A 21,662-nucleotide genomic window follows, 5' to 3' on the forward strand; every position below is an offset into this window, starting at 1 on the left:
GGGTCCTCATGCAAAAGGCCGGAATGTGGGAAGAAAACAGGGGACCGTGCCAGACGTTCCCCTGCGCCGGAGAAGGATCAGACCAGACCGGCCAGAGTTTCCCGCACGGCTGCAAAAGCGGCATCGGCTGCACCGGCATCCGGGCCGCCAGCCTGCGCCATATCGCGCCGGCCACCGCCACCCTTGCCACCCATGGCAGCACTGGCTGCGCGGACGAGGGCAACGGCATCGACTTTTTCCGTCAGCGCCGGGGCCACGGCGGCCACAACGCTGCCTTTGCCATCGGCGGTGGAAATCAGCACGACCACATCCGCATTGCCCTGTTTGAGAATGGTTTCTGCCAGCCCCTTGAGTTCACGCGGTGCGGTCTCCCCTACATTGCGGGTAGCGAGACGCGCGGCACCGACCTGTTCCACACCGGCGGATTCAACAGATCCAGCTGCCAGCTTGCGCTGCAGAGCGGAAATCTGCCGTTCCATGATACGGCGTTCTTCCAGCAGCAGGGCCAGACGTTCCGGCGCATCGGCCACGCTGACTTTCATCATGGCGGCCATCTGCGTCAGGCGCTGTTCATTCGCAATGGAGAGGGCTTCTGCTGCGGTGCCGGCCACGGCTTCAATACGCCGCACGCCAGCGGAGACACCGCTTTCAGACGTGATGCGGAAGTGGCCGATATCCCCGGTGCGGTCCACATGCGTGCCGCCGCAGAGTTCCAGAGACCATGCAGACTTGTTCTCATCCGGGCCACCCATGGAGACAACACGGACTTCATCACCGTATTTTTCACCAAACAGGGCCATAGCGCCTTCTTCCACGGCCTGTTCCGGCGTCATGGAGCGGGTGACAACCTGAGAGTTTTCACGCACCCGGCGGTTCACCTCGGCCTCAATCTCCGCCAGCTCTTCCGGCGTGATGGGGCGCGGCTGGCTGACGTCAAAGCGCAGACGGTCCGGGGTGTTCAGGCTGCCCTTCTGGGCAACATGGTCACCAAGGCGACGGCGCAGGGCCTCATGCAACAGGTGGGTGGCGGAATGGTGGGCGCGGATAGCGGAACGGCGGTCATGATCCACCGTAGCGGTCACGGCCTGACCGGGGCGCAGGGTGCCTTCGGTCACGGTGCCGTAATGCACAATCAGATCGCCCGCTTTTTTCTGCGTATCCGTAATGGCAACGCGCAGGCCAGCCGCCGTCAGGAAGCCGGTATCGCCAGCCTGACCACCACTTTCGCCATAGAACGGTGTCTGGTTGAGCAGCACAGCAACTTCCGTGCCCACGCCGGCTTCTTTCAGGAAGCCGTTGTTGGCGATAACGGCCTGAACCTCACCATCAGCCTGTTCCGTGCTGTAGCCCAGGAATTCGGTGGCCCCGAATTTGTCCCGTGCTTCAAACCAGACGGTTTCCATTGCCGTATCGCCAGAGCCAACCCATGCGGCACGGGCACGCTGGCGCTGCTCGTTCATGGCGGCGTCAAACCCGTCTACGTCCACGCCATGACCACTGCCGCGCAGGGCGTCCTGCGTGAGATCCAGCGGGAAGCCGAACGTGTCATACAGACGGAAGGCGACATCACCCGGCAGAGCGGTACCGCTGGACAGCTTGGAGGTTTCTTCCTCCAGCAGGCCCAGACCGCGATCCAGCATGGCTTTGAAACGTTCTTCCTCATTACGCATGGTTTCACGGATGAGGGCTTCACCCTGCACCAGTTCCGGATACGCACCGCCCATCTGCTGGATAAGGGCCGGGAGCAGTTTGTAGAAAACCGGCTCCTTGGTGCCCATCATGTGCAGGTGGCGCATGGCACGGCGCATGATGCGGCGCAGCACGTAACCCCGCCCATCCTTGGACGGCAGAACGCCATCGGCAATCAGGAAGGCTGTGGAGCGCAGATGGTCGGCCACAACGCGGTGGCTGGATTTGAACGGGCCATCGGCAGCCTGCTGCGTGACTTCGGCAGAAGCCTTAATGAGCGCAACGAAGGTGTCCGTATCATAGTTGTCGCGCTTGCCCTGCATGATGGCGGCGAAGCGTTCCAGCCCCATGCCGGTATCAATGGAGGGGCGGGGCAGCGGAGAGCGCACGCCCGGCGGATCTTCAAAGAACTGCATGAAGACCAGATTCCAGATCTCGACAAAGCGGTCGCCATCTTCATCCGGGGAACCGGGCGGGCCACCGGGAACATCCGGGCCATGGTCAAAGAAGATTTCAGAACAGGGGCCGCAGGGGCCGGTATCACCCATCCGCCAGAAATTGTCGGACGTGGGGATGCGGATAATGCGGCTGTCATCCAGCCCGGCAATCTTGCGCCACAGGCCAGCGGCATCTTCGTCTTCCGAGTATACGGTGACGAGCAGCTTATCCTTGGGCAGGCCAAAGTTGCGGGTAATAAGGGTCCAGGCCAGTTCAATCGCTTCGGGCTTGAAATAATCGCCGAAGGAGAAGTTGCCCATCATTTCAAAAAAGGTGTGATGGCGGGCCGTATAACCCACGTTATCCAGATCGTTATGCTTGCCGCCTGCCCGAACGACCTTCTGCGCGGTGGTTGCGCGGGAGTAGGGGCGGGTTTCCTGCCCCGTAAAGACGTTCTTGAACTGCACCATCCCTGCATTGGTGAACAGCAGGGTGGGATCATTGCGCGGCACCAGCGACGATGAGGGCACAATCTGATGCCCTTGTCCGGCAAAATACTCCAGAAAGGTGGTGCGAATATCGTTTGTTGTGAGCATGGCGTGAGGCAGACGGTCCTGAAACTGGTTGGGCGCGTGATCTCCCTTGCAGGAAAAGTCCTCACGGCCAGGCGAAAAGCGGAAAGGCTTCTTTAACCCGTTGCCAGATGTAGCGCACACGGCGCGGCTCTGAAAGGGGTTAGCGCGCGGGGCGGGGTGAAGAGCGCGTTATGGCTCCGGACTGGGGTTTTTGGGTGACGTTGGAAAGGCGATGGCGCTTTCGGCCAGATCCTCCACAGACGTAGGCGGTTTCTCCCGAAAAACCATTTTCTGGCTGAGGTTGAAATTGGCGAACATGCCCGCCAGAGAGCCAGCCGCCAGTGCGAGAACCGGATAGGTCACGCAGAGCGGCACCGTATAGAACAGCGTGTAAACCGTGCCGCGATTCAGCAGAAAGCCAAGGCTATTGGCTAGCAGGAACCGGAGCCATTGCAGTACCGGATGGTCATGCTGCCCGGCCCCTTTAAAGGTCCAGAGCCGGTTGAGCATCCAGTTGATCGTGGCGGCCACAAAGTAAGCCACCAGTGTTGCTGCCGTCAGCCCGATAAGCGGACGCAGAGCGTAAAGAGTGCCCGAATCCCAGACCAGACCCAAGCCGCCAACCGTGCCGAATTTCAGCAGGCGAATCAGTTTGGCGCGGGGGGGGGAGTCAGACGCCGGGGCAGGCGCGTCAGACTGGATAGGGGCAGAGGATGGGGAACGGGTCACGCAGAGTCCCTCAGGCGGGGCGGGAAGAACGGAGCAAAAAAAAGGGGCACCCGAAGGTACCCCTTTTTCCGATCACAAGGAACCGGTCGATTAGTGGAGGATGATTTCCACGCGACGGTTCTGAGGCTCACGGGTGTTCGGGCCGGTCGGCACCAGCGGCTTGGATTCACCATAGCCGTGGATGTCGATCGCGGTGGCCGGCACGCCGTCACGGATCAGTTCAGCCTTCACGCTGTTAGCACGACGCAGGGACAGGCCCAGGTTGTACTTTTCACCGCGCGGACCCGGGTGAGCAGCGGAGTTATCGGTGTAGCCGTTAACTTCGATGCGGGTCGTCTGAACGTGGGTGGAAGCCTGAGCAGCTTCTGCCACGATCTGGCGAGCGCGAGACGTCAGGACAGACTTATCCCAGTCGAAGAACACCAGGTAGGAGCGAGCCGGCAGCGGAGCCGGAGCTGCTACAACCGGAGCCGGCGGCGGCGGCGGCGGAGCCGTATCGAACGCATAACGCAGGCCCAGGATGAACTGGTGGTTGAAGCGGTGATCGAAGTTCGTGTTGCCACGACCGTGACCGCCGTTTGCGTAGTTCGCCGTAGAGGTGAACGCACCATCAGAGAAGGAGCCCGGCTGACCGATCATGCGGTATTCCGTGGTCACCTGGAAGCCCGGGATGCCCGTGTCGTATGCAGCACCGACGATGCCCTGATACGCGAAGCCACCGTTCGTGCCGCCCAGACGGCTGGTGTTGCCGTTGTTAAAGGCCGTGGTGGTCGGGTTGTAATGCTGCCACAGGTAGCCAGCACCAACACCAACAAACGGGGTAACCGGAGCGTCGATCCCGAACTGCTTCAGGTCGATGTCATACAGCACGTTGATGAAACCGCCGTAGGACTGGTCGCTGCCACGGGTACGACCCGGAACACCTGTGCCACCCTGGTGGTTGATGTTGGAGTAGTTATACACGCCTTCAACTTCAGCGCGCAGACCGTTGCCGAAGCCCCAGCCGAATGCACCGAAACCGGTGAAGCCAGTGCCGTGACGGAACTGGGAAGAAGAGGTGTTCTCAGAACCGTTCGCACCGCCGCCGTAGCCGGAAGTGTGAGCGTGCTGATTCTGCACCAGGTTGTAACCACCGCCCAGATCAACATAAGGGCCCGTGATCGTGGTGGCGAATGCGGCCGCCGGAGCCGCTGCCATCAGTGTCGTTGCGAGTAACGCCGTGCGGAGACGCATTTTTTCGTCCTCAATATTTTTCATCTGTTCGACTCTGCCGCTAACCATTTAGCGGTCAGTGCCAGCAAGATGCCTAAAGCCGTATAAAACGATCGGTTCCCAAATAGAAACCCGAAGCTTCGTGCTCTTGGTGATTAGAAGCCATAACCGTGTTTTATTTGCAACAGTTCATTTCGGTATCCCAAGATGCTGCTGCTGCATAGTTAACTATTCAGCTTAAGACTGCTTGCGTTTAACATTGCCAGGTTGCAAATGCCGGGTCTGTCTCGTTTCTGAATAAGGCGGAATTGCGGCAGGTTATTACAGTTGGAGATAACCCGCCGCAGAAGTGGCAGTTTTCTAGGCTTTACAGCCATCTTCAATCAGAACGTCCCGTACCATTTCTGCCGGTACGTCACGGCTGGTAAAGGCTTTTCCGATTCCGTTCACAAGGACAAAAGACAGGCGCCCGTCCTGCATTTTCTTGTCGCGCTGCATGTGCGCCATAAGATCTGCTACGCGGAAGCTGTATGGCAGGTCAGTAATACTTGCAGGCATCTTCAGGGCCCGCAGATGGGCTTCCACACGTGCCAGATCTTCCGGCGGGCAGAGGCCCAGCCTGACCGAGAGGGCAAAGGCCAGTTTCAGCCCGATGGACACGCCCTCCCCATGCAGCAGGCGGCCATCATATCCCAGCTCGGCTTCCAGCGCGTGGCCAAAGGTATGCCCAAGGTTGAGCAGGGCGCGGCCATTGCTCGCCTGCGCCTCGCGCTCATCCGCGGCGACGACGCGGGCTTTGAAGGCGCAGGCCTGGCGCACCGCTTCCGTCAGGGCATCCGGTTCAGCGGCCAGCACGGAGTCCCCATTCTTCTCGCACCACTGGAACAGGTCCGGGTCGCCAATCAGGCCGGATTTCACGATTTCCGCGTAGCCCGCCACCAGTTCCCGCTGGGGAAGGGTGCTGAGGGCGGAGACATCGGCCAGAACGCAAAGCGGCTGATGGAAGGCCCCCAGCAGATTCTTGCCCCAGCGGGTGTTGATGCCGGTTTTGCCGCCGACGGACGAATCAACCTGAGAGAGCAGGGTGGTGGGAATCTGCACAAAGGGCAGGCCGCGCAGAGTGGAGGCGGCCACAAAGCCCGCCAGATCCCCCACCACGCCGCCGCCAAGGGCGATGATGGTGGTGCGGCGTTCCACACCTTCTTCCAGAATCGCGTCGGTCAGGCGTTCATAGGTCTTCAGACACTTGGAGTGCTCGCCCGGAGCAATGGTCAGGGCGCGGAACTCAATGCCGGTTTCCTTCAGAGCTTCCTGCAGGGCAGGCAGATACAGAGCGGCCACATTCTCATCTGTAATGATGATGACCTTCTTCTGTGGCAGCACCGGTGCGAGCAACGCTCCGGCCCGGCTGATCAGATTGGTGCCGATCACCACATCATAAGAGGCATGATCAAGAGCGACGGGCAGGCGGACGGGCCTGCGGGAGAGGGCCAGGCTTTCAATCACCCGGGTCGTGCTGTGGTCCACGTTGTGGTCTCCGCAATCAACAATCACATCGGCTTCGGCGTAAATGGGGTGGCGCACCGTTATAAGGCGCGCCAGGACATCCCGCGGCGAGGCTTCATTTAAGAGAGGGCGATGCGTCCGGCCCTGCACGCGGCGCAGCAGCACCGGCAGGGGGCAGCGCAGCCAGACGGACATGGCCCGCGCGCGGACCAGAGCGCGGGTACTGGCGTTCATGAACGCGCCGCCGCCGGTGGCCAGCACCATGGGCGGTCCTTCCAGCAGGCGGCGAATCACGCGGCGTTCGCCATCGCGGAAGGCGGCCTCGCCATACAGGCGGAACACATCCGCAATGGAGCAGCCGGCTGCGCGTTCTATTTCTACGTCAGCATCCACAAACGGCAGGCCAAGCCGCGTGGCCAGACGGCGGCCAATGGTGGTTTTGCCGGCGCCCATAAGACCAACAAGAACAATGCTGCGTCCGGACGGAATGAGGCTGGTTGCAGGCCAGCGCCCCACTCTTTCCAGATCAAGGGGAATCGGTGGGCTTTCCGCAGCGTCGGGGGGTGGGTACGAGATACGTGATGACATGAAACGCAGCTTACCATAGAGCAGAGAGAACGTACTTATTCTGTTGTTATGGAGCCAAAACATATGAACCGCACGGTTCTTCTGGTTGCTGCCGTTATCTGTGTTGCTCTGGTCGGGGGACTTTCGGCCCTTGGCCTGTCCGGACATCCGCCTGTACCGCAGGCTGTGCATCGGGATATTCCGCTTGCTGCTCCGCCAGCCGCAGCACCTGCTGCTGCCATGGTGCCTGTCCCACCGGCAGGCCCGGCTGTGACTGCGGTTGGTGCGGCTAATCCCGCTGCCGCTGTGCCACCTGCTGCACAGGGTCCGTCTGCTGCGGCGCTGGTGCCCGCAGGGCCGAGCGGTCCGGTTGTGACGTCTCCCGTTGCTCCGGCGCAGGCTCCTGCGGTCGGGTCTGCTCCGGCTGCCGCTCCGGTCACTGTTCCTGTTCCGGCTGCTCCCGCCCACCCGTGAGCACGGACGCACGCGGCACAGATCTGTTTCTGGAAATGCTGGCGGCTGAACGGGCCGCCGCACCCAACACTCTGGCCGCGTACACAGCGGATTTAACCTGCTGTGAAGAGTCTCTGGCTGCACAGGGGGAAACTCTGTTGCAGGCCAGTGCCGCAGGCCTTGCGGAATGGATGGCCGATATGGGCCGCAGCGGGCAGTCCCGCCGCACCGTGGCGCGCAGGCTCTCCTGTATTAAGCAGTTCTATCTGTTTCTGCTGCGTGAAGGGCTGCGTGAGGATAACCCGGCGGCGCATCTGGACGCGCCCCGGCCTGAGGCCTCGTTGCCGCATTTTCTCTCCGAATCGGAAGTTGTGGCGTTGATCGACGCCTGCGCAGTCTCGCCCGAGGCCTCGGAGGCCAAACAGCGCCGCGGGCTTGTGGCGCGGGCTGCGCTGGAGCTGCTTTATGCGTCCGGCCTGCGTATTTCAGAATTGCTCTCCCTGCCGCGCGAGGCGCTGGCAGGTGAGCGGCAGATGCTGGTGGTGCGCGGGAAGGGCGGTCGGGAACGACTGGTGCCCTTGTCGGACAGTGCGCGCGAGGCCGCTCAGGCCTTGCTGGCGCTGGATGCTCCTAAAGGTAGCCCCTATCTGTTTCCGGGCCGTGACCCGAAAAGACCGCTGACCCGGCAGGCGTTTGACAAGATTCTCTATGAAGTCGGCCTGCAGGCCGGGCTGGACCCGGCGCGGCTTTCTCCCCATGTGCTGCGCCACTCCTTTGCGACGCATCTGCTGGCGCACGGGGCGGACCTGCGGGCCTTGCAAATGCTGCTGGGGCACGCGGATATCGCCACCACACAAATCTATACGCATGTGCAGACAGAACGGTTGAAACAGGCCGTGGAGTCTTTCCATCCGCTGGCCTCAGAGCGCGCCGGGCAGACTGAAAAAACAGGTTAAACGACGCGGCATGCACGAAGTGGCTTGGTTTTACGCGTGGCTGTGCTATCCGCTTGCGCATGCGTCAGTTCCTGGATTTCGAGAAGCCCGTCGCCGAACTTGAAAACAAGATCGACGAGCTGCGGCAAATGACCGACCCCGACGGGGTCAATATCGCCGAAGAAACGGCCCGCCTTTCAGATAAGGCGGAGAAGCATCTTCGTGCCATTTATGCCAAGCTCACACCCTGGCAGAAGGTGCAGGTGGCGCGTCACGCGCAGCGCCCGCACACGCAGGACTATGTCAACGCCTTGCTGACCGAGTTCACGCCGCTGGCGGGGGATCGGCTGTATGCGGATGATAAAGCCATTATTGGCGGCATGGGCCGCTTTGATGGTCAGCCTGTGGTGGTGATTGGCACGGAACGTGGTTCCGACCTTGAAACCCGTCTGGCCCACAATTTTGGCATGGCCCGTCCGGAAGGCTACCGGAAGGCCCAGCGGCTGATGAAGCTGGCAGGCCGCTTCAATCTGCCGATTCTCACCTTTATCGACACCGCAGGCGCATGGCCCGGTATTGATGCCGAGCAGCGCGGTCAGGCCGAAGCCATTGCCCGCTCCATTGAAGTCTGTCTGGAAGCCCCGGTGCCGCTGATTGCCACCGTGATTGGTGAAGGCGGGTCCGGTGGGGCTGTGGCTCTGGGTGCGGGTGACCGGGTGATGATGCTGGAAAACGCCATCTACTCCGTCATTTCTCCGGAGGCCTGTGCTTCCATCCTGTGGCGTGACCCCAAGCAGGCCAGCACGGCAGCCGAAACGCTGCGGCTGACGGCGCAGGATCTGTCTCGCCTTGGGCTGATTGACCGGATTATCCCTGAGCCGGTGGGCGGCGCTCAGCGTGACCCGAAAGCGGCTATGGCGTCCGTGCATGATGCGCTGGCGGAAGAATTGCAGGCGCTCACGCCGCTGGCTCCGGCCCGGCTGAAGGAACTGCGGCGCGAGAAATTCCTCGCCATGGGGCGTGAAAACCTGTCCTGAACGGACAGGCCTTAACGCTTTAAGGTTTCAGGGCGGTGGTTCCCCTTCCACGGGAGCGCCGCCCTTTTCTTTGAGCAGATCATAAATGGCCTGAGCAGCCTTTTCGACCTCGGCCTTGTCCTGCCCTTTGGCGACAAGGGCGACACCGCGGCGACCATCCTCACGATGGAAAGGGTAGGACCCGAGATCCAGATCCGGGAACCTGTCCTGAATCGCTTCCAGCCCTTCAGCGAGAGCACCTTCATAAAGCGAGGGCGTGTACCAGGTGCGGGAGAAGACCGGCGCACCCTGCTTCAGGGAAGGGGCCAGAGCCTCAAACATGGCCCGCATGATGCGGGGCACGCCGGCCATCACATGCACATTGCCGATGGTAAAACCGGGTGCCACGGAGACGGAGTTGGGGATGGGGGTCGCGCCACGCGGTAACTTCGCCATGCGCTGGCGGGCGGCATTGAATTTTTCCGCACCAAAAAAATCTTCCAGCAGCGCGAAAGTGGGCGGGTGGAATTCCCACGGCACGCCAAATGCCTCGGCCATGCATGGTGCGGTAATGTCATCATGCGTGGGGCCAATGCCGCCGGTGGTGAAAACCTCATCAAATCTGGCACGGAGTTCCGTCACCGTTTCAACAATCGTTTCACGAATATCGGGAATAACGCGGATTTCCCGCAGGGGAATGCCCAGTTCGCCAAGCCGTGTGGCCAGAAACTGGATGTTGTCGTCTCGGGTGCGACCGGAGAGAATCTCATTGCCAATCAGAATGAGTGCTGCGGTGCGACGCATGAAAAACCGGTCCTTTCAGCGTGGTCCCTTGGATGGGAGCAAGCGGCTTTTGGAAAAATGAGGCCGTGCTTGCCTGCGGTCAATGGCCTCATAACTCTGTAAGAGAGCGAGGCCGTGCGTGTTTTTGGATTGACCGGGAGCGGTGCAGTTCATAGCTTCCGCACCATGTCCGAGAACCGCTCAAACCCCGAACCCATTCTTCCCCGCGCCTGGCCTTTTGAGGAAGCGCGAAAACTTGCCGAGCATGTGGATGCCCGCACGGCTGCCAAACCGGACACGGCGGCAAGCCCTGCGCTGCTGGAAACCGGCTACGGCCCGTCCGGCCTGCCGCATATTGGCACGTTTGGGGAAGTGGCACGTACGTCCTGGGTGCGTCAGGCCTATACGGCGCTGACAGGCCGCCCGACGCGCCTGCTCGCGTTTTCGGATGACATGGATGCGCTGCGCAAGGTGCCGGACAATGTGCCAAACCGGGAACTGCTGGAAAAATATATCGGCCAGCCGCTCTCCCGCGTGCCGGACCCGTTTGGCACACACGAGTCGTTTGCCGCACATAATAATGCGCGCCTGTGCAGCTTTCTCGACAGCTTCGGCTTTGAGTATGAATTTGCCTCTTCCACCACCTACTACACGTCTGGCCGGTTTGATGCCGCGCTGAAGCGGGTGCTGGAAGTGCATGATGAAATTCTGGCGGTCATTCTGCCCACGCTCGGGCCGGACCGTCGGGCGACCTATTCTCCGGTTCTGCCGCTGCACCCGCGCACGGGTGAGGTGATGCAGGTGAAAATGGACGCCATTGACGCCGCAGCGGGTACCGTCCGCTGGACCGATGCGGATGGCGAGACGTTTGAAACCCCGGTGACGGGCGGCCACGCCAAGATGCAGTGGAAGGCCGACTGGGCCATGCGCTGGTATGCTCTGGGCGTCGATTATGAAATGTCCGGCAAGGATCTGATTGACAGTGTCCGTCTGTCTGGCCGTATCTGCCGTATTCTGGGCGGCACGGCTCCGGCTGGCCTGACCTATGAGCTGTTTCTGGATGAAAACGGCCAGAAGATTTCCAAATCCAAGGGCAACGGCCTCTCGGTTGAGGAGTGGCTGCGCTATGCGCCGCAGGAAAGCCTCGGCCAGTTCATGTTCAACCAGCCGCAGCGCGCCAAACGCCTGTTTTTTGATGTGATCCCCAAAACGGCGGACGACTATCTGACGCATGTGGAAAAAGCCAAAGCGTTGCAGGCTGCGGATAGCGAGAGCGTGGACCTGAAAGCCAACCCGGCCTGGTTTATCCATAAAGGCCATATCCCCACCGATGCGGGCAGCCCTGTGCCGTTTGGCATGCTGCTCAATCTGGCCAGCGTGGCCAATGCGGAAACGCCGGAAGTGCTGTGGGGCTTTATCCGCCGGTATGACCCGTCCGTTTCCCCGGACAGTCACCCGATGCTGGCCAACCTCGTCAGCCACGCTATTGCCTATTATGCGGACTTCGTGCGCCCGGCCAAAACCTTCCGCGCCCCGACGGACAAAGAGCGTGCGGCTCTGGTGGACCTTGCTGAGTCCCTGCGCGGGTATGAAGGCGAGGCTTCCGATGCCGCAACCCTGCAGAATCTGGTGTTCGAAATTGGCAAGCGCCATGCGTTTGAACCGCTGCGCAGCTGGTTTGGCTGTTTGTATGAGGTGCTTCTGGGGCAGAAGGAAGGCCCGCGCTTTGGTGGCTTTGTGGCTCTGTATGGGGTGGCGGAAACCGTTGCTCTGATTGAGGCCGCTCTGCTGCGAGAGTCTCAGGCGTAAGCGCGGGATCTTGTCTCCATGGTGAAGAACATGTCGTCATCACCACAAGGACAGATGCCTAAGCACCAGCCGGACGGGCCGGGGTGGAAGCGATGGCTGAAGCATCTGCCACACCTGATCGGGCTGCTGCTGATGGTGGCCGCGATCGGGGTGGTGCAGCATGAGTTGCGTCACCTGCGCCTTGCGGACATCAAGCAGGCGATGATGGCCATTCCGGGCCGTCAGCTCTGGCTGGGCGTGGCCTGCACGTTTTTTTCCTATTTCATCCTGTCGTTTTACGACCGGCTGGCCGTCATACAGGTTGGCTACAAGCAGATATCTTTCCGCCGCACGGCGTTTGCGGCGTTCTGCTCCTATGTGTTGTCGCACAACCTTGGTTTTTCGGCCGTTTCGGGCGCTGCGGTGCGGTATCGGCTGTATCGCAACTGGGGCGTCAGTTCCTTTGCCATCGCCCAGATTATTGCCTTCTGTTCTGCCACCTACCTGCTAGGGGCCGCCGTGCTGATTGGCGGCGTGCTGGTGTGGGAACCGCAGGTTATTCCCATGGCGGGCAGTCATGTGCCCAGTTGGGTGCTGGCCGTTATTGGTGTGCTGCTGTGGGCCGCCGTGCTGGGCTATATCGGTATGGCCTTCAAGGTCCGCACCTTTACCTTCCGTAAATGGACGGTGGATCTGCCATCTCCCCGGATGGCCGTCATGCAGACGGTCGTCGCAGCGGCGGATGTGGCGGCGACGGCTGGCATTGCTTATGTGCTGCTGCCGCCCGGTATTGGTGTGGATTACGGTTCCTTTCTGGCGATTTATATTGCCTCCTACACCGCCGGGCTGATTGCCAGCGTACCGGGTGGTCTGGGTGTGTTTGACGGCGCAATGCTGCTGGCTCTTGGGCCGTATATGCCTGCGCCGCAAATCCTCGGCGTCGTGCTGATTTTCCGGCTGTTCTACTACATCATCCCGCTCTTCATGGCCGGGATCATGTTCGCGGGGCATGAGCTGTTCCTGCGGGGTGATGATGCGCTGGCGAAGAAGAAAAGCCGGAAGCAGAAAACCCCTGCGGCTGTGCGTATTCGCCCCAGTCAGGTCGTGCGCGAAAGTGAAGCCGATTTTTCCGTGGCGGTGGCAACGGGCACGGTCTCGCTCTGCGGCCTGATGCTTATCTGCCTCGTGCTGCTGGACCCTGTGCCTAAGTTCGGCGTGGTGCAGGCCGGGCTGTTCTCTGCCGCCGGGTCTGTCAGTAACTACCTGCTCTCGCTGATGGGCGTTGCTCTGATTGGTCTGGGCATTGGTCTGTCACAGCGCGTCACGCTGGCATGGCGCGGTACGCTGGCGCTGCTGGTGACGGCAGCGATCCTCACCTTCCTGCGTGGGAATACGGTGCTGGTGCCAGTCATGCTGGGGCTTTCAGCCTTTCTGGTTGCACCGTTCCGGGCTTGCTATTACCGCCATGCCCGCCTGCTGAGTGAGCCGCTTTCTACTTCCACTTTGCTGTGCCTGTTGCTGCTGTTTGGGTGCGTGATTGCGCTGGCTAACCGGCACGGCGCCGGGAGCTGGTGGCAGATGGTTTTCATCTTCCCGGCCTCGGGCGCTGCCCGCTGGACCATCGCGTTAGCCGTGCTGATGGCGCTGGTCGTCATTGCCCGCCTGATGTGGCCGGGCCGCATTACGGTTAAAGAATGGGATGAGGACGCCTGCGCGCATTACCTCACGCTTGATCACGCCATGCCCACCATTCAGGACCTGAGGCCGGAAGGTTTTGTGGCCGGTGAGGGCGGTGAGGCTGTGATCCCGGTCCGCCAGAGTGGGGCCTTCCTTGTGGGGCTGGGTGATCCGGCCGGGGCGCAGGAAGATTGTGTTTCCGCCATCTGGCGTATGCGGGATCTGGCGCTGCAGGACGGGCTGAAACCCGTGTTCTGGCAGGTCGGGACACCTTTTTTACGGATTTATGATGATATTGGCCTGAGTGTCTGGCCAATGGACGATGGCACAGGGCTGCATTTCTGCTATCCGGCGAACGATATTGCTCTCGCATCCAAGTTTTTTGCCACCTATAAGGGCGGCAGAGTGGATTCTCCGGCCTCTGCCGGGCAATAAGGTTTTATGCAGGGCTTCGTAAGAGGCCGGTTTTGCTGGATACGTGCATGTCGGCTGATATTACTGCCTCGTTGTTTAGCGGAGGGGCCGCCCGTGTGGCGACAACCTCCTTCCTGCTGGCATTTCCCGCCCTGTTTTCCATTGTTAACCCGTTTGGGGCTGCGCTGATTTTTGCGCAGGCAACGGCTGGCCGCTCGCAGAAGGAAATCTTCGCGCTGGCCCGGCTGGTGGCGTTTTATTCCTTTGTGCTGATGGTTGTGTCCATCTGGTGCGGCAGTAAGGTGCTGGTGTTCTTCGGCGTGACCGTGAACGCCCTGCGCGTAGCTGGCGGCACCGTGGTAGCCGTGCGGGCGTGGGACCTGCTGCAAAGCCCGGAAAGCATTGAAGCACAGAAGGAAAAGCAGGCTCTGCAGGGCGGCAAGACCGTCATGTCTCCCAACTGGTCTGACTCCGCCTTCTTCCCGCTCGCCATGCCGTTTACCGTGGGGCCGGGGACGATTGCCGTCGCCATTGCGCTGGGTTCTGGCTGCCCGCCCGGGTCTTCCTTTCTGGCGTATGAAGGCGGCATTACCATTGCGGCTGTCTGCGTCGTGCTGATTGTGTGGCTGGCTTATTCCGGCTCGGAAAAGCTGGTTTCTATGCTGGGTGTAACGGGCACGCGTATTGTCAGCCGGATGGCTGCTCTCGTGCTGCTCTGCATTGGTGTGCAGATTCTGGCCGCGGGCGTGCAGGGCTTTGTGGTGGATATCTGGCAGCACATCAAAGCCGCTGGCTGAGGCATTCTTCTCGGGTAGTTTTGGAAGGGCAGGCGACACACTGTGTTGCTCTGCCCTTTTTTCTGCGCGGCTTTTTAAAGGACGCGCTTATTCCGCCGTGATCTGCGTCACTGAAGCGTCTTGCGCATGCAGCAGGGTTTTCAGGCGGTTGAGCTGGGCCGTGGCCTGTTCCGCAAAGCCGTAGGGCGGTTTGATAACCACCAGCCCTGCGCCATTCAGCCGGTCCGGGTCCACGGGTTTGCGCATCAGCAGTTCAGCGGCCAGAACATCCGGCACACCGGCATCCTGCAAGGCCGTATAAAAGGCCCGGATGGGGGTGCGATGCTTGATGGGATACCAGATGGCAATCATTCCCGTCGGGAAGCGCGCCTGGATGGTGTGGACTGCCTGAAGCAGCCGGTCGAACTCGCCGGGTTCTTCAAACGGCGGGTCAATCAGCACCAGCCCGCGTTTGGCAGTTTTGGGCGGCAGCAGGGCGCGGAGGGCTTCATACCCGTCACGCTCATGCACAAACACATTCGGGGTGCGGGTAAACAGGCCGTAGAGCTTGCGCTTGTCATCCGGGTGCTTCTCGCAGCAGATCAGCTCATCCTGCGGGCGCAGCATCATGGATGTCAGCACCGGGGAGCCGGGGTAATAGCGCGGGCCACCTGCTTTTTTGACCAGATCCAGCCAGGGAGCGAGGGGGCTATCCGGCCCTTCCTCAGCCAGCAGGCCGATGCCTTCTTTCCATTCCTGCGTTTTCTCGGCGTCCTCGCTGGTCAGATCATACCGGCCAATGCCCGCATGCGTATCCAGCACCATGAAGGGGCTAGGTTTGCGCAGAAAATGGCCGAGCAGCGAGACCAGAAGCGCGTGCTTCATGCAGTCTGCAAAGTTTCCGGCGTGGAAGGCGTGGCGATAGTTCATACAACACTCTCTTGGGGGGTAAAGCGGGCGGCCATGTCTTCAAGCGGCCAGCGCGGGCGGGGGCGGACGGTGCTGTCATCCGGCTGAGGCAGGCCGAGGTCAGCCGCTTCCTGACAGGTTTCAAGAGCAGCCCAGCCCACCATCACGGCGTTATCCGTGCACAGACGCAGGGGCGGGGCGGCAAAGCGCAGGCCGGCACTGGCGGCAACCTCTTCCAGCCGGGCGCGCAGCACGCTGTTGGCAGCCACACCGCCTGCGGCCACCAGCAGGCCAGCTTCGGGCATCATTTTCAGAGCGTTGCTCACCCGGTCCGCCACAACATCTGCCACAGCCTGCTGGAAGGAGGCCGCAAGGTCTGCTGCAAACTGGTGGGGCAGGGGCTCCAGCCCATACGGGGCCAGCTTTTGCGAGAGCGCGGTCTTCAGGCCGGAGAAGGAGAAGTCACACCCTGCGCGGCCCATTAGCGGGCGGGGCAGGGGGATGGCCTTCGGGTTGCCGGACTGCGCCAGTTTTTCCAGTGCGGGGCCGCCGGGCCAGCCAAGGCCGAGCATCTTGGCGACTTTGTCGAATGCTTCGCCCGCCGCATCATCAATGGTGCCGCCCAGCTTGCGGTAACGGCCCACACCTTCCACGGCAATGCACTGGCAGTGGCCGCCAGAGACCAGAAGCAACAGGTAGGGAAAAGCCGCTCCTCCCGGCACCAGACCGGGCAGGCGCGCCGTCAGCGCGTGGGCTTCTACATGGTTAACGGCCACAAACGGCTTGCCGAGTGAGAGCGCCAGCCCCTTGGCAAAACTGGCCCCCACAATCAGCCCGCCAATCAGCCCCGGCCCTGTGCTGGCGGCCACAAACCCGACCTTATCCGGAGTCATGCCTGCGTCTTTCAGCGTGGCCTGCACGAGTCCGGGCAGCAGGGCCAGATGGGCGCGGGCGGCAATTTCCGGCACCACGCCCCCAAAATCTGCATGGCCGTCCTGCGAGACGACCCTTTGAGCAAGGCAGACGCCCTCGCTGGAGAGGATGGCGCAGGCGGTCTCATCGCAAGACGATTCGATAGCCAGCACAGGTCCGGCAAGGGCGCTGTTTTTCGGCAGGTTCTGGTGGCTCATTGCCCTGTGGCTCCATGTGCTGTGATGGGAAACAAGCCCTGATATTCCGTATGCTGTCCGGGGTCGAAACGGTCTGCTGCGCGTGCCGTGCGTCTCTGGGGCGCAAGTTTTTCAGGCCTTTCGGGTATCATGGCTTCTTGTCCTCTCTCCATTCCCGGTAATAGACACTCTTATGGACTCAGCCTACCCTTCCTCGCCCGCCCCTTCGCCCGCGCTGCAGAAAGTTGCGGCGGAAGCGGCAGCTCGCCAGAAAAAGACCTCCGGGCATGCGTCCCGTCGTCTTCTGCCCCTCCGTGTCGGAACGCGAGGCTCCCCCCTCGCGCTGGTCCAGACCCGTGCCTTCCTGACCATGCTCACGCGCTTCTGCCCCGTGCTGCGGGATATGGGTGCGTTTCAGGAGCATCAGATCAACACCACGGGTGATCAGGTGCAGAACCGCCGTCTGGCTGAAATTGGCGGTAAAGGGCTGTTTGCCAAGGAAATTCACGAGGCCCTGTCTGACGGACGCATCGATTTTGCCGTCCACAGCCTCAAGGACCTTGAGACCACACTCCCCCCCGGCCTTGTGCTGGCCTGCACGCTGCGGCGTGAAGATGCGCGGGATGCGCTGATCCTCGGCCCCAACCTTGCCCCGACTGACCCGGATGATCCGTATTCCGCTCTGCCGGAAGGCGCGCTGGTAGGCTGTGCGTCTGTGCGCCGTCAGGCCCAGATGCTGCATGTGCGGCCCGACCTGAAATTCGGCCTGCTGCGTGGCAACGTGCAGACCCGACTCGACAAGCTGGCTGCCCGCCAGTGTGACGCGACGCTGCTGGCTCTGGCTGGCCTGCGTCGTCTGGGTATGGCGGAACGCGCCTCTCTGGTGCTGTCCCCCACCGTCATGGTGCCAGCCGCAGGGCAGGGCATTGTGGGTGTGACAGTGCGTGAGGACGATATTGAACTGCGCGAACTGCTGGCGGCCATTGAGGATTATGAAGCCCGCGCTGTCGCCACGGCAGAACGTGCCCTGCTGGCCGAACTGGATGGCTCCTGCCGCACGCCGATTGGTGGCTATGCGCAGTTGATTCCGGTTGTGGCGGGTGAAGAACCTAAACTGCACCTGACCGGCCTTGTAGCGCGGGAGGATGGGTCCTTCCTGCTCAAACGCGCCATCAGCGGCTCACCGGAAGATGCGGCACGTCTGGGTAAGGAACTGGGTGAAAGCCTGCGCGCCGATAGCCCCGCCGATATTTTTGAAGACAAGTAAGGCAGCCTGATGCCAACCCCCGGCACCAGCCCCGGCGTGCTGGTCACGCGGCCGGAGCCGGGGTTGTCTGAAACGCTGGCCGCTGTTTCTGCCGCCGGATGGGTGGCGTATGCCTCTCCGGCGTTGTGCATTACGCCCCATAGCCTGCGGGCTTTGCCGCACCACTTTGCCGCCTGTGTGCTGACAAGCGGGCAGGCCGTGCAGGCCGCACAGGCTTCTCTTCCCCCCACATGCCCAGTTTACGCCGTAGGTGACCGCACAGCGCAGCGCGCGCAGTCAGCCGGATTTACGGCTGTGCAAAGTGCGCGAGGCGATGCGGAGGCTTTGGCAGCGCTGATTATCCGCACCCGGACGCCAGAGTCTGGCCCGCTTTTGCTCCTCTCCGGCGCGCGGCAGGGCATGGAACTGGCGGACAGATTGCGGCAGGCGGGATTTCGGGTGGTGCGGCGTGTGGCCTACACAGCCCGGCCAGCCCGGCAGATTGCACCGGACGTGCTGTGCGCTTTGCGGGCAGGCGAGATTAGCCACAGCCTGTTTTTTTCTTCGGAAAGTGCCGTGAGTTGGCTGGCGGCTTTGCCCGAGGCGTATCGGGATGCCGCGTGCCGAACCACTGCGATTGTTATCTCGCAGGCGGCGGCAGCCGTGCTGGAAAAGGCCGGGTGGACGCACTGTGTGGTGGCGGAAAAACCCACGGCACAAGCGATGCTGGCGGCACTGGGTGTTTGCCCTGCGGGTCGGATCTTACGGTCTTCAGACTAGGGCGCCAGGAAGCTGGACGCAGGAAACGTGGAGGCACAAAAAAACCGGCCTCCGGAAAACTCCGAAAGCCGGTTTTTAAGAAACCGTTTAAAAACTGAGGCCCGCAGCATGTTACCGGCGCAGGCCGTCAGTCTCAGGCATTGCCAGCGGTCTGCGGGAATTCCGCACGCTTGGCCTGCCACAGGGCCACAAAGTCGATCGGCTGCAGCACGATCGGCGGGAAACCGCCGTCACGCGTGACATCGCTGATGATGTTGCGGGCATATGGGAAGATCAGACGCGGCACTTCAACCAGCAGCATCGGCTCAATCAGCTCCTGCGGCGGGTTGGTCAGGGTGACAACAGCAGCATAAGCCAGCTCGGCAATAAATACCGTGCGGCCAGCAGCGCCACCTTCCGTTTCCGGAGCTTCTTTTGCTTCGGTCTTGATGGCCAGCGTCACTTCATAAACGGACTCGTCGTCCTGAAGTTTGGAGGCCTGAACATCAATGTTCACGGCAATGTTGGGCTGAGAGCGCAGTGTAGCAAAAATTTCTGCGCCACCGGGCACTTCAAAGGACAGGTCCCGCGTGTACTGCAGGTTAATGGCCAGCGGAAGGGCGGGCGGGGCAGACTGTTCAGAGTCAGACATGGAAAAATGCGCTTTCGTAATCAGGTCACACTGAGGTCTTTAGCGGTAGCATGCTGGTCTGGCTTCGCCAACCGTCAGAATGAGACAGAAAAAATTAAAAGGATTTTCAGGCAGTAAGCCGGTGTCAGGCAGAAAGATGCTGCCAGTCCCCATTTTCCAGGCTCTCACCACACAGGCCGAGCAGGAACCACCAGTGGGAGACAACAAGCGTTGTTCCGGCATCCGGCTGCTGCGCCATAAAGGTGCGGAAACGCTGCACGCGGTTCTGCATCATGCCGTCACTTTCCGGTGCGGCCGTCCACCAGACTTCCTCCAGGGCATCAAAATTCAGGTGGGGCCAGCTTTCATACAAGGTGGAGGCGCACGAGCCTTCATCGCACGAATACATGGCGCGTTCCCGCACCAGCGGGGTGACTTCCGGCGTGATGTTCAGCGCGCGGGCAAGAGGGGTGGCGGTCTCCAGCGCCCGGGTGAAAGGGGAGACGAGGATGCGTGTAATGCCTTCCCCCGCCAGTTCCTGCACAAGGCGCTGCGCATGCACGCGGCCCCGGGTGGACAAGGGAGGGTCTGAGAGGCCGGGGTCACGCCCTGTGGCAGTGTACAGCCGGTTGAATTCGCTTTCGCAGTGCCGCAGAATAATCATGGTCTCAGCACTTAGGAACAGCGGCCGGACTTCCGCAAGGGGCAGAGAGAGTGTGCCGCACGCATTGTATCGGGCAGGGGGCTTGTCTATGTATAAAGACGAGGTCTCCTGAACGATAAGGCTGCGCCTGAAGCCCGGGCTGGTCGAACATGGACGTGTGACAGATGGATTTTTCTTTCGGCCATTTTCCGGTCGATCTGATTCTTTTCGCTCTTGTGGCGGCGTTTCTGGCGCTGCGGCTGCGTAGTGTGCTGGGCAAGCGCGTTGGCATTCAGCCGGCCCCCATGCCCGTGCCCCCGCGCCCGGATGCAGCGGGGAAGGTGATAGACGGCAAGGCGGAACAGGTTGAAGCCGTGGCCTATGATATCCCCGGTCAGGGCACACGGGTGGGCCAGCTGCTGCTGGATGTGCAGCGGCAGGACAGCACGTTTACGCCGCAGCAGTTTCTCACTGGTGTGCAGACCTCTTTCCAGCAGGTGGTGAAAGCCTTTGCGGAGGGGGATCGCGCAACCCTGAAAACCCGCCTGACCCCGGCTGTCTATGCCTCGTTTGAAGCCGCCATGGATGCGCGGGACGCAGCGGGTGAAAAACAGCGCAGTGAGATCAAAACGATTCGGTCTCTGGCGATTGAGGATGTGCGTCTGGTGACACTGGATGTTGGCACCGGGGCCTCCATTGATGTGCGGATTGTATCCGACCAGATCAGCCTGCTGACGGACGCACAGGGCCAGCCCGTCACCGGGACGGATGCTGTGACCGAATTTTCTGATCTGTGGACGTTTGAGCGCCTTCTGGGTGTTAACGGCAGCAGCTGGCGTCTGGCTTCGGCGCGGAGTGCGTGAGAGCACGGGCCGGGGCTAAACCCAAACCGCCTGCCCGAGCGCAGCGGTACAAGGTTGGCCAGCAACAGATTATCCGGGGGGACTGCCAGCGTGCGCTGCGGCGCATGGAGGCGGACTCCGTTGATGTCATCATCACGTCACCTCCCTACAATATCGGCCTGTCCTACCGGAGCTATCCGGACAGGAAGGAAGAGGACGAGTATCTGGACTGGATGCTCGACGTAGCACACGGCCTGCGCCGCGTGCTGCGGGCAGATGGCTCCTTTTTCCTGAATATTTCAGGCTCATCCGCTCAGCCCTGGTTGCCGTTTGAACTGGCGGTCCGGCTGCGGGACCTGTTCGTGCTGCAAAATCATATCTCGTGGGTGAAGTCTATTTCGGTGGGTGAGGACAGTTTCGGCCATTTCAAACCCATGAACAGCCAGCGTTTCCTCCACCGTGGGCATGAACATCTGTTCCACTTCACTCTGAGCGGGGACGTGAAGCTGGACCGGCTGAGTGCCGGGGTGCCGTATAAGGATAAATCCAATATTGCCCGCCGTGGGCATGAGCAGGACCGGCGCTGCCGGGGCGATGCGTGGTTTATTCCGTATGAAACTGTGCGGGACCGTAAACAGAAATTCGACCATCCGGGCACTTTTCCCGTGGCGCTGCCAGAGCAGTGCCTGCTGCTGCACGGGCAGGAAGAAGCGCAGGTGCTGGACCCGTTTATGGGTACGGGCACCACGCTGTTAGCCGCGCAACGCCTCGGTTGTTTTGGGGTGGGGATTGAAATTGACCCCGATTATGTCGCCATTGCGCGACAGCGTCTGAGAGAGGATCTGGAGGCTGCGGAAGACTGACAATCGAATGTTTAAATGATTTTTATGAAAATAATCGTTTTGACATTTTGACATGTATCAAACACAACCCTGGCAACAGCGAATAAAAGCTATGCAGTGTTT

19 protein-coding genes are annotated in these 21,662 nt (G+C 61.2%); 10 read left to right on the plus strand and 9 right to left on the minus strand.

All coding sequences use genetic code 11. The features are described from left to right. Positions 1-77: 77 nt before the first annotated feature. From alaS to aroB, 4 genes are all read right to left on the minus strand, one after another. Positions 78-2,723, minus strand: coding sequence for an alanine--tRNA ligase (gene alaS, locus ACHQGU_RS05045; protein ID WP_395496067.1), 2,646 nt, complete (start codon positions 2,721-2,723; stop codon positions 78-80). A gap of 168 nt (positions 2,724-2,891) precedes the next feature. Further along, positions 2,892-3,404, minus strand: a complete 513-nt coding sequence (locus ACHQGU_RS05050) for a GtrA family protein (RefSeq protein ID WP_395496383.1) — start codon at positions 3,402-3,404, stop codon at positions 2,892-2,894. Between the two features lie 117 nt (positions 3,405-3,521). After that, on the minus strand, positions 3,522-4,664 hold the full coding sequence (locus ACHQGU_RS05055; RefSeq protein ID WP_062140923.1) for an OmpA family protein: 1,143 nt from the start codon (positions 4,662-4,664) through the stop codon (positions 3,522-3,524). Between the two features lie 339 nt (positions 4,665-5,003). Then, entirely contained in the window at positions 5,004-6,737 is a 1,734-nt protein-coding gene (gene aroB / locus ACHQGU_RS05060) for a 3-dehydroquinate synthase (protein WP_395496068.1), read from the minus strand. A 63-nt stretch (positions 6,738-6,800) separates the two neighbouring features. On the opposite strand from aroB, the gene ACHQGU_RS05065 reads away from it, so the two are divergent. Genes ACHQGU_RS05065 through ACHQGU_RS05075 form a run of 3 tightly spaced genes read left to right on the plus strand, consistent with a single transcriptional unit; the run spans position 6,801 to position 9,141 of the window. Beyond that, positions 6,801-7,190 (plus strand): hypothetical protein, encoded by a 390-nt coding sequence (locus ACHQGU_RS05065; RefSeq protein ID WP_395496069.1) that lies wholly within the window; start codon positions 6,801-6,803, stop codon positions 7,188-7,190. Positions 7,191-7,225: 35 nt separating this feature from the next. Next, positions 7,226-8,125: a tyrosine recombinase gene (locus ACHQGU_RS05070; protein ID WP_395496384.1), complete on the plus strand. Its 900-nt coding sequence runs from the start codon at positions 7,226-7,228 to the stop codon at positions 8,123-8,125. A gap of 59 nt (positions 8,126-8,184) precedes the next feature. Continuing rightward, a complete protein-coding gene (locus ACHQGU_RS05075) occupies positions 8,185-9,141 on the plus strand; it encodes an acetyl-CoA carboxylase carboxyltransferase subunit alpha (protein WP_062250637.1) in 957 nt (318 codons plus the stop codon). Between the two features lie 27 nt (positions 9,142-9,168). Here ACHQGU_RS05075 and ACHQGU_RS05080 read toward each other — a convergent pair whose 3' ends face one another. Further along, entirely contained in the window at positions 9,169-9,924 is a 756-nt protein-coding gene (locus ACHQGU_RS05080) for a competence/damage-inducible protein A (protein WP_253554894.1), read from the minus strand. 165 nt (positions 9,925-10,089) lie between these two features. Here ACHQGU_RS05080 and ACHQGU_RS05085 point away from each other — a divergent pair, with 165 nt between their 5' ends. From ACHQGU_RS05085 to ACHQGU_RS05095, 3 genes are read left to right on the plus strand one after another with little or no spacing between them, the layout of a single operon-like run. Further along, on the plus strand, positions 10,090-11,712 hold the full coding sequence (locus ACHQGU_RS05085) for a lysine--tRNA ligase (RefSeq protein WP_043553235.1): 1,623 nt from the start codon (positions 10,090-10,092) through the stop codon (positions 11,710-11,712). A 54-nt stretch (positions 11,713-11,766) separates the two neighbouring features. Continuing rightward, the gene (locus ACHQGU_RS05090; RefSeq protein ID WP_395496070.1) at positions 11,767-13,803 is read left to right on the plus strand and encodes a lysylphosphatidylglycerol synthase domain-containing protein; all 2,037 of its coding nucleotides are present in this window, start codon (positions 11,767-11,769) and stop codon (positions 13,801-13,803) included. 47 nt (positions 13,804-13,850) lie between these two features. Then, entirely contained in the window at positions 13,851-14,579 is a 729-nt protein-coding gene (locus ACHQGU_RS05095) for a MarC family protein (RefSeq protein WP_395496071.1), read from the plus strand. Positions 14,580-14,666: 87 nt separating this feature from the next. On the opposite strand, the gene ACHQGU_RS05100 is transcribed toward ACHQGU_RS05095, so the two are convergent. Both ACHQGU_RS05100 and tsaD read right to left on the minus strand, forming a co-directional pair. After that, complete coding sequence (locus ACHQGU_RS05100) at positions 14,667-15,488, minus strand: 23S rRNA (adenine(2030)-N(6))-methyltransferase RlmJ (protein ID WP_395496072.1); 822 nt, start codon at positions 15,486-15,488, stop codon at positions 14,667-14,669. Continuing rightward, positions 15,485-16,597, minus strand: a complete 1,113-nt coding sequence (gene tsaD / locus ACHQGU_RS05105; protein ID WP_395496073.1) for a tRNA (adenosine(37)-N6)-threonylcarbamoyltransferase complex transferase subunit TsaD — start codon at positions 16,595-16,597, stop codon at positions 15,485-15,487. The genes ACHQGU_RS05100 and tsaD overlap by 4 nt, the downstream gene beginning before the upstream one ends. Before the next feature lie 172 nt (positions 16,598-16,769). Here tsaD and hemC point away from each other — a divergent pair, with 172 nt between their 5' ends. Continuing rightward, the gene (hemC, locus tag ACHQGU_RS05110) at positions 16,770-17,843 is read left to right on the plus strand and encodes a hydroxymethylbilane synthase (protein ID WP_062250647.1); all 1,074 of its coding nucleotides are present in this window, start codon (positions 16,770-16,772) and stop codon (positions 17,841-17,843) included. Between the two features lie 9 nt (positions 17,844-17,852). Continuing rightward, positions 17,853-18,602, plus strand: a complete 750-nt coding sequence (locus ACHQGU_RS05115; RefSeq protein ID WP_395496074.1) for a uroporphyrinogen-III synthase — start codon at positions 17,853-17,855, stop codon at positions 18,600-18,602. Positions 18,603-18,735: 133 nt separating this feature from the next. Here ACHQGU_RS05115 and secB read toward each other — a convergent pair whose 3' ends face one another. After that, entirely contained in the window at positions 18,736-19,233 is a 498-nt protein-coding gene (gene secB / locus ACHQGU_RS05120; RefSeq protein ID WP_043552122.1) for a protein-export chaperone SecB, read from the minus strand. A gap of 124 nt (positions 19,234-19,357) precedes the next feature. After that, entirely contained in the window at positions 19,358-19,876 is a 519-nt protein-coding gene (locus ACHQGU_RS05125) for a histidine phosphatase family protein (RefSeq protein ID WP_395496075.1), read from the minus strand. A 164-nt stretch (positions 19,877-20,040) separates the two neighbouring features. Here ACHQGU_RS05125 and ACHQGU_RS05130 point away from each other — a divergent pair, with 164 nt between their 5' ends. Together ACHQGU_RS05130 and ACHQGU_RS05135 are read left to right on the plus strand one after the other, a co-directional pair. Further along, entirely contained in the window at positions 20,041-20,718 is a 678-nt protein-coding gene (locus ACHQGU_RS05130; protein WP_043552126.1) for a Tim44/TimA family putative adaptor protein, read from the plus strand. Next, positions 20,715-21,560, plus strand: coding sequence for a DNA-methyltransferase (locus ACHQGU_RS05135; protein ID WP_395496076.1), 846 nt, complete (start codon positions 20,715-20,717; stop codon positions 21,558-21,560). The genes ACHQGU_RS05130 and ACHQGU_RS05135 overlap by 4 nt, the downstream gene beginning before the upstream one ends. The last annotated feature ends 102 nt before the right edge of the window (positions 21,561-21,662 follow it).

The sequence above is a fragment of the Acetobacter sp. KSO5 genome (genome assembly GCF_044094635.1).
In the GTDB taxonomy this organism is placed as follows: domain Bacteria; phylum Pseudomonadota; class Alphaproteobacteria; order Acetobacterales; family Acetobacteraceae; genus Acetobacter; species Acetobacter cerevisiae.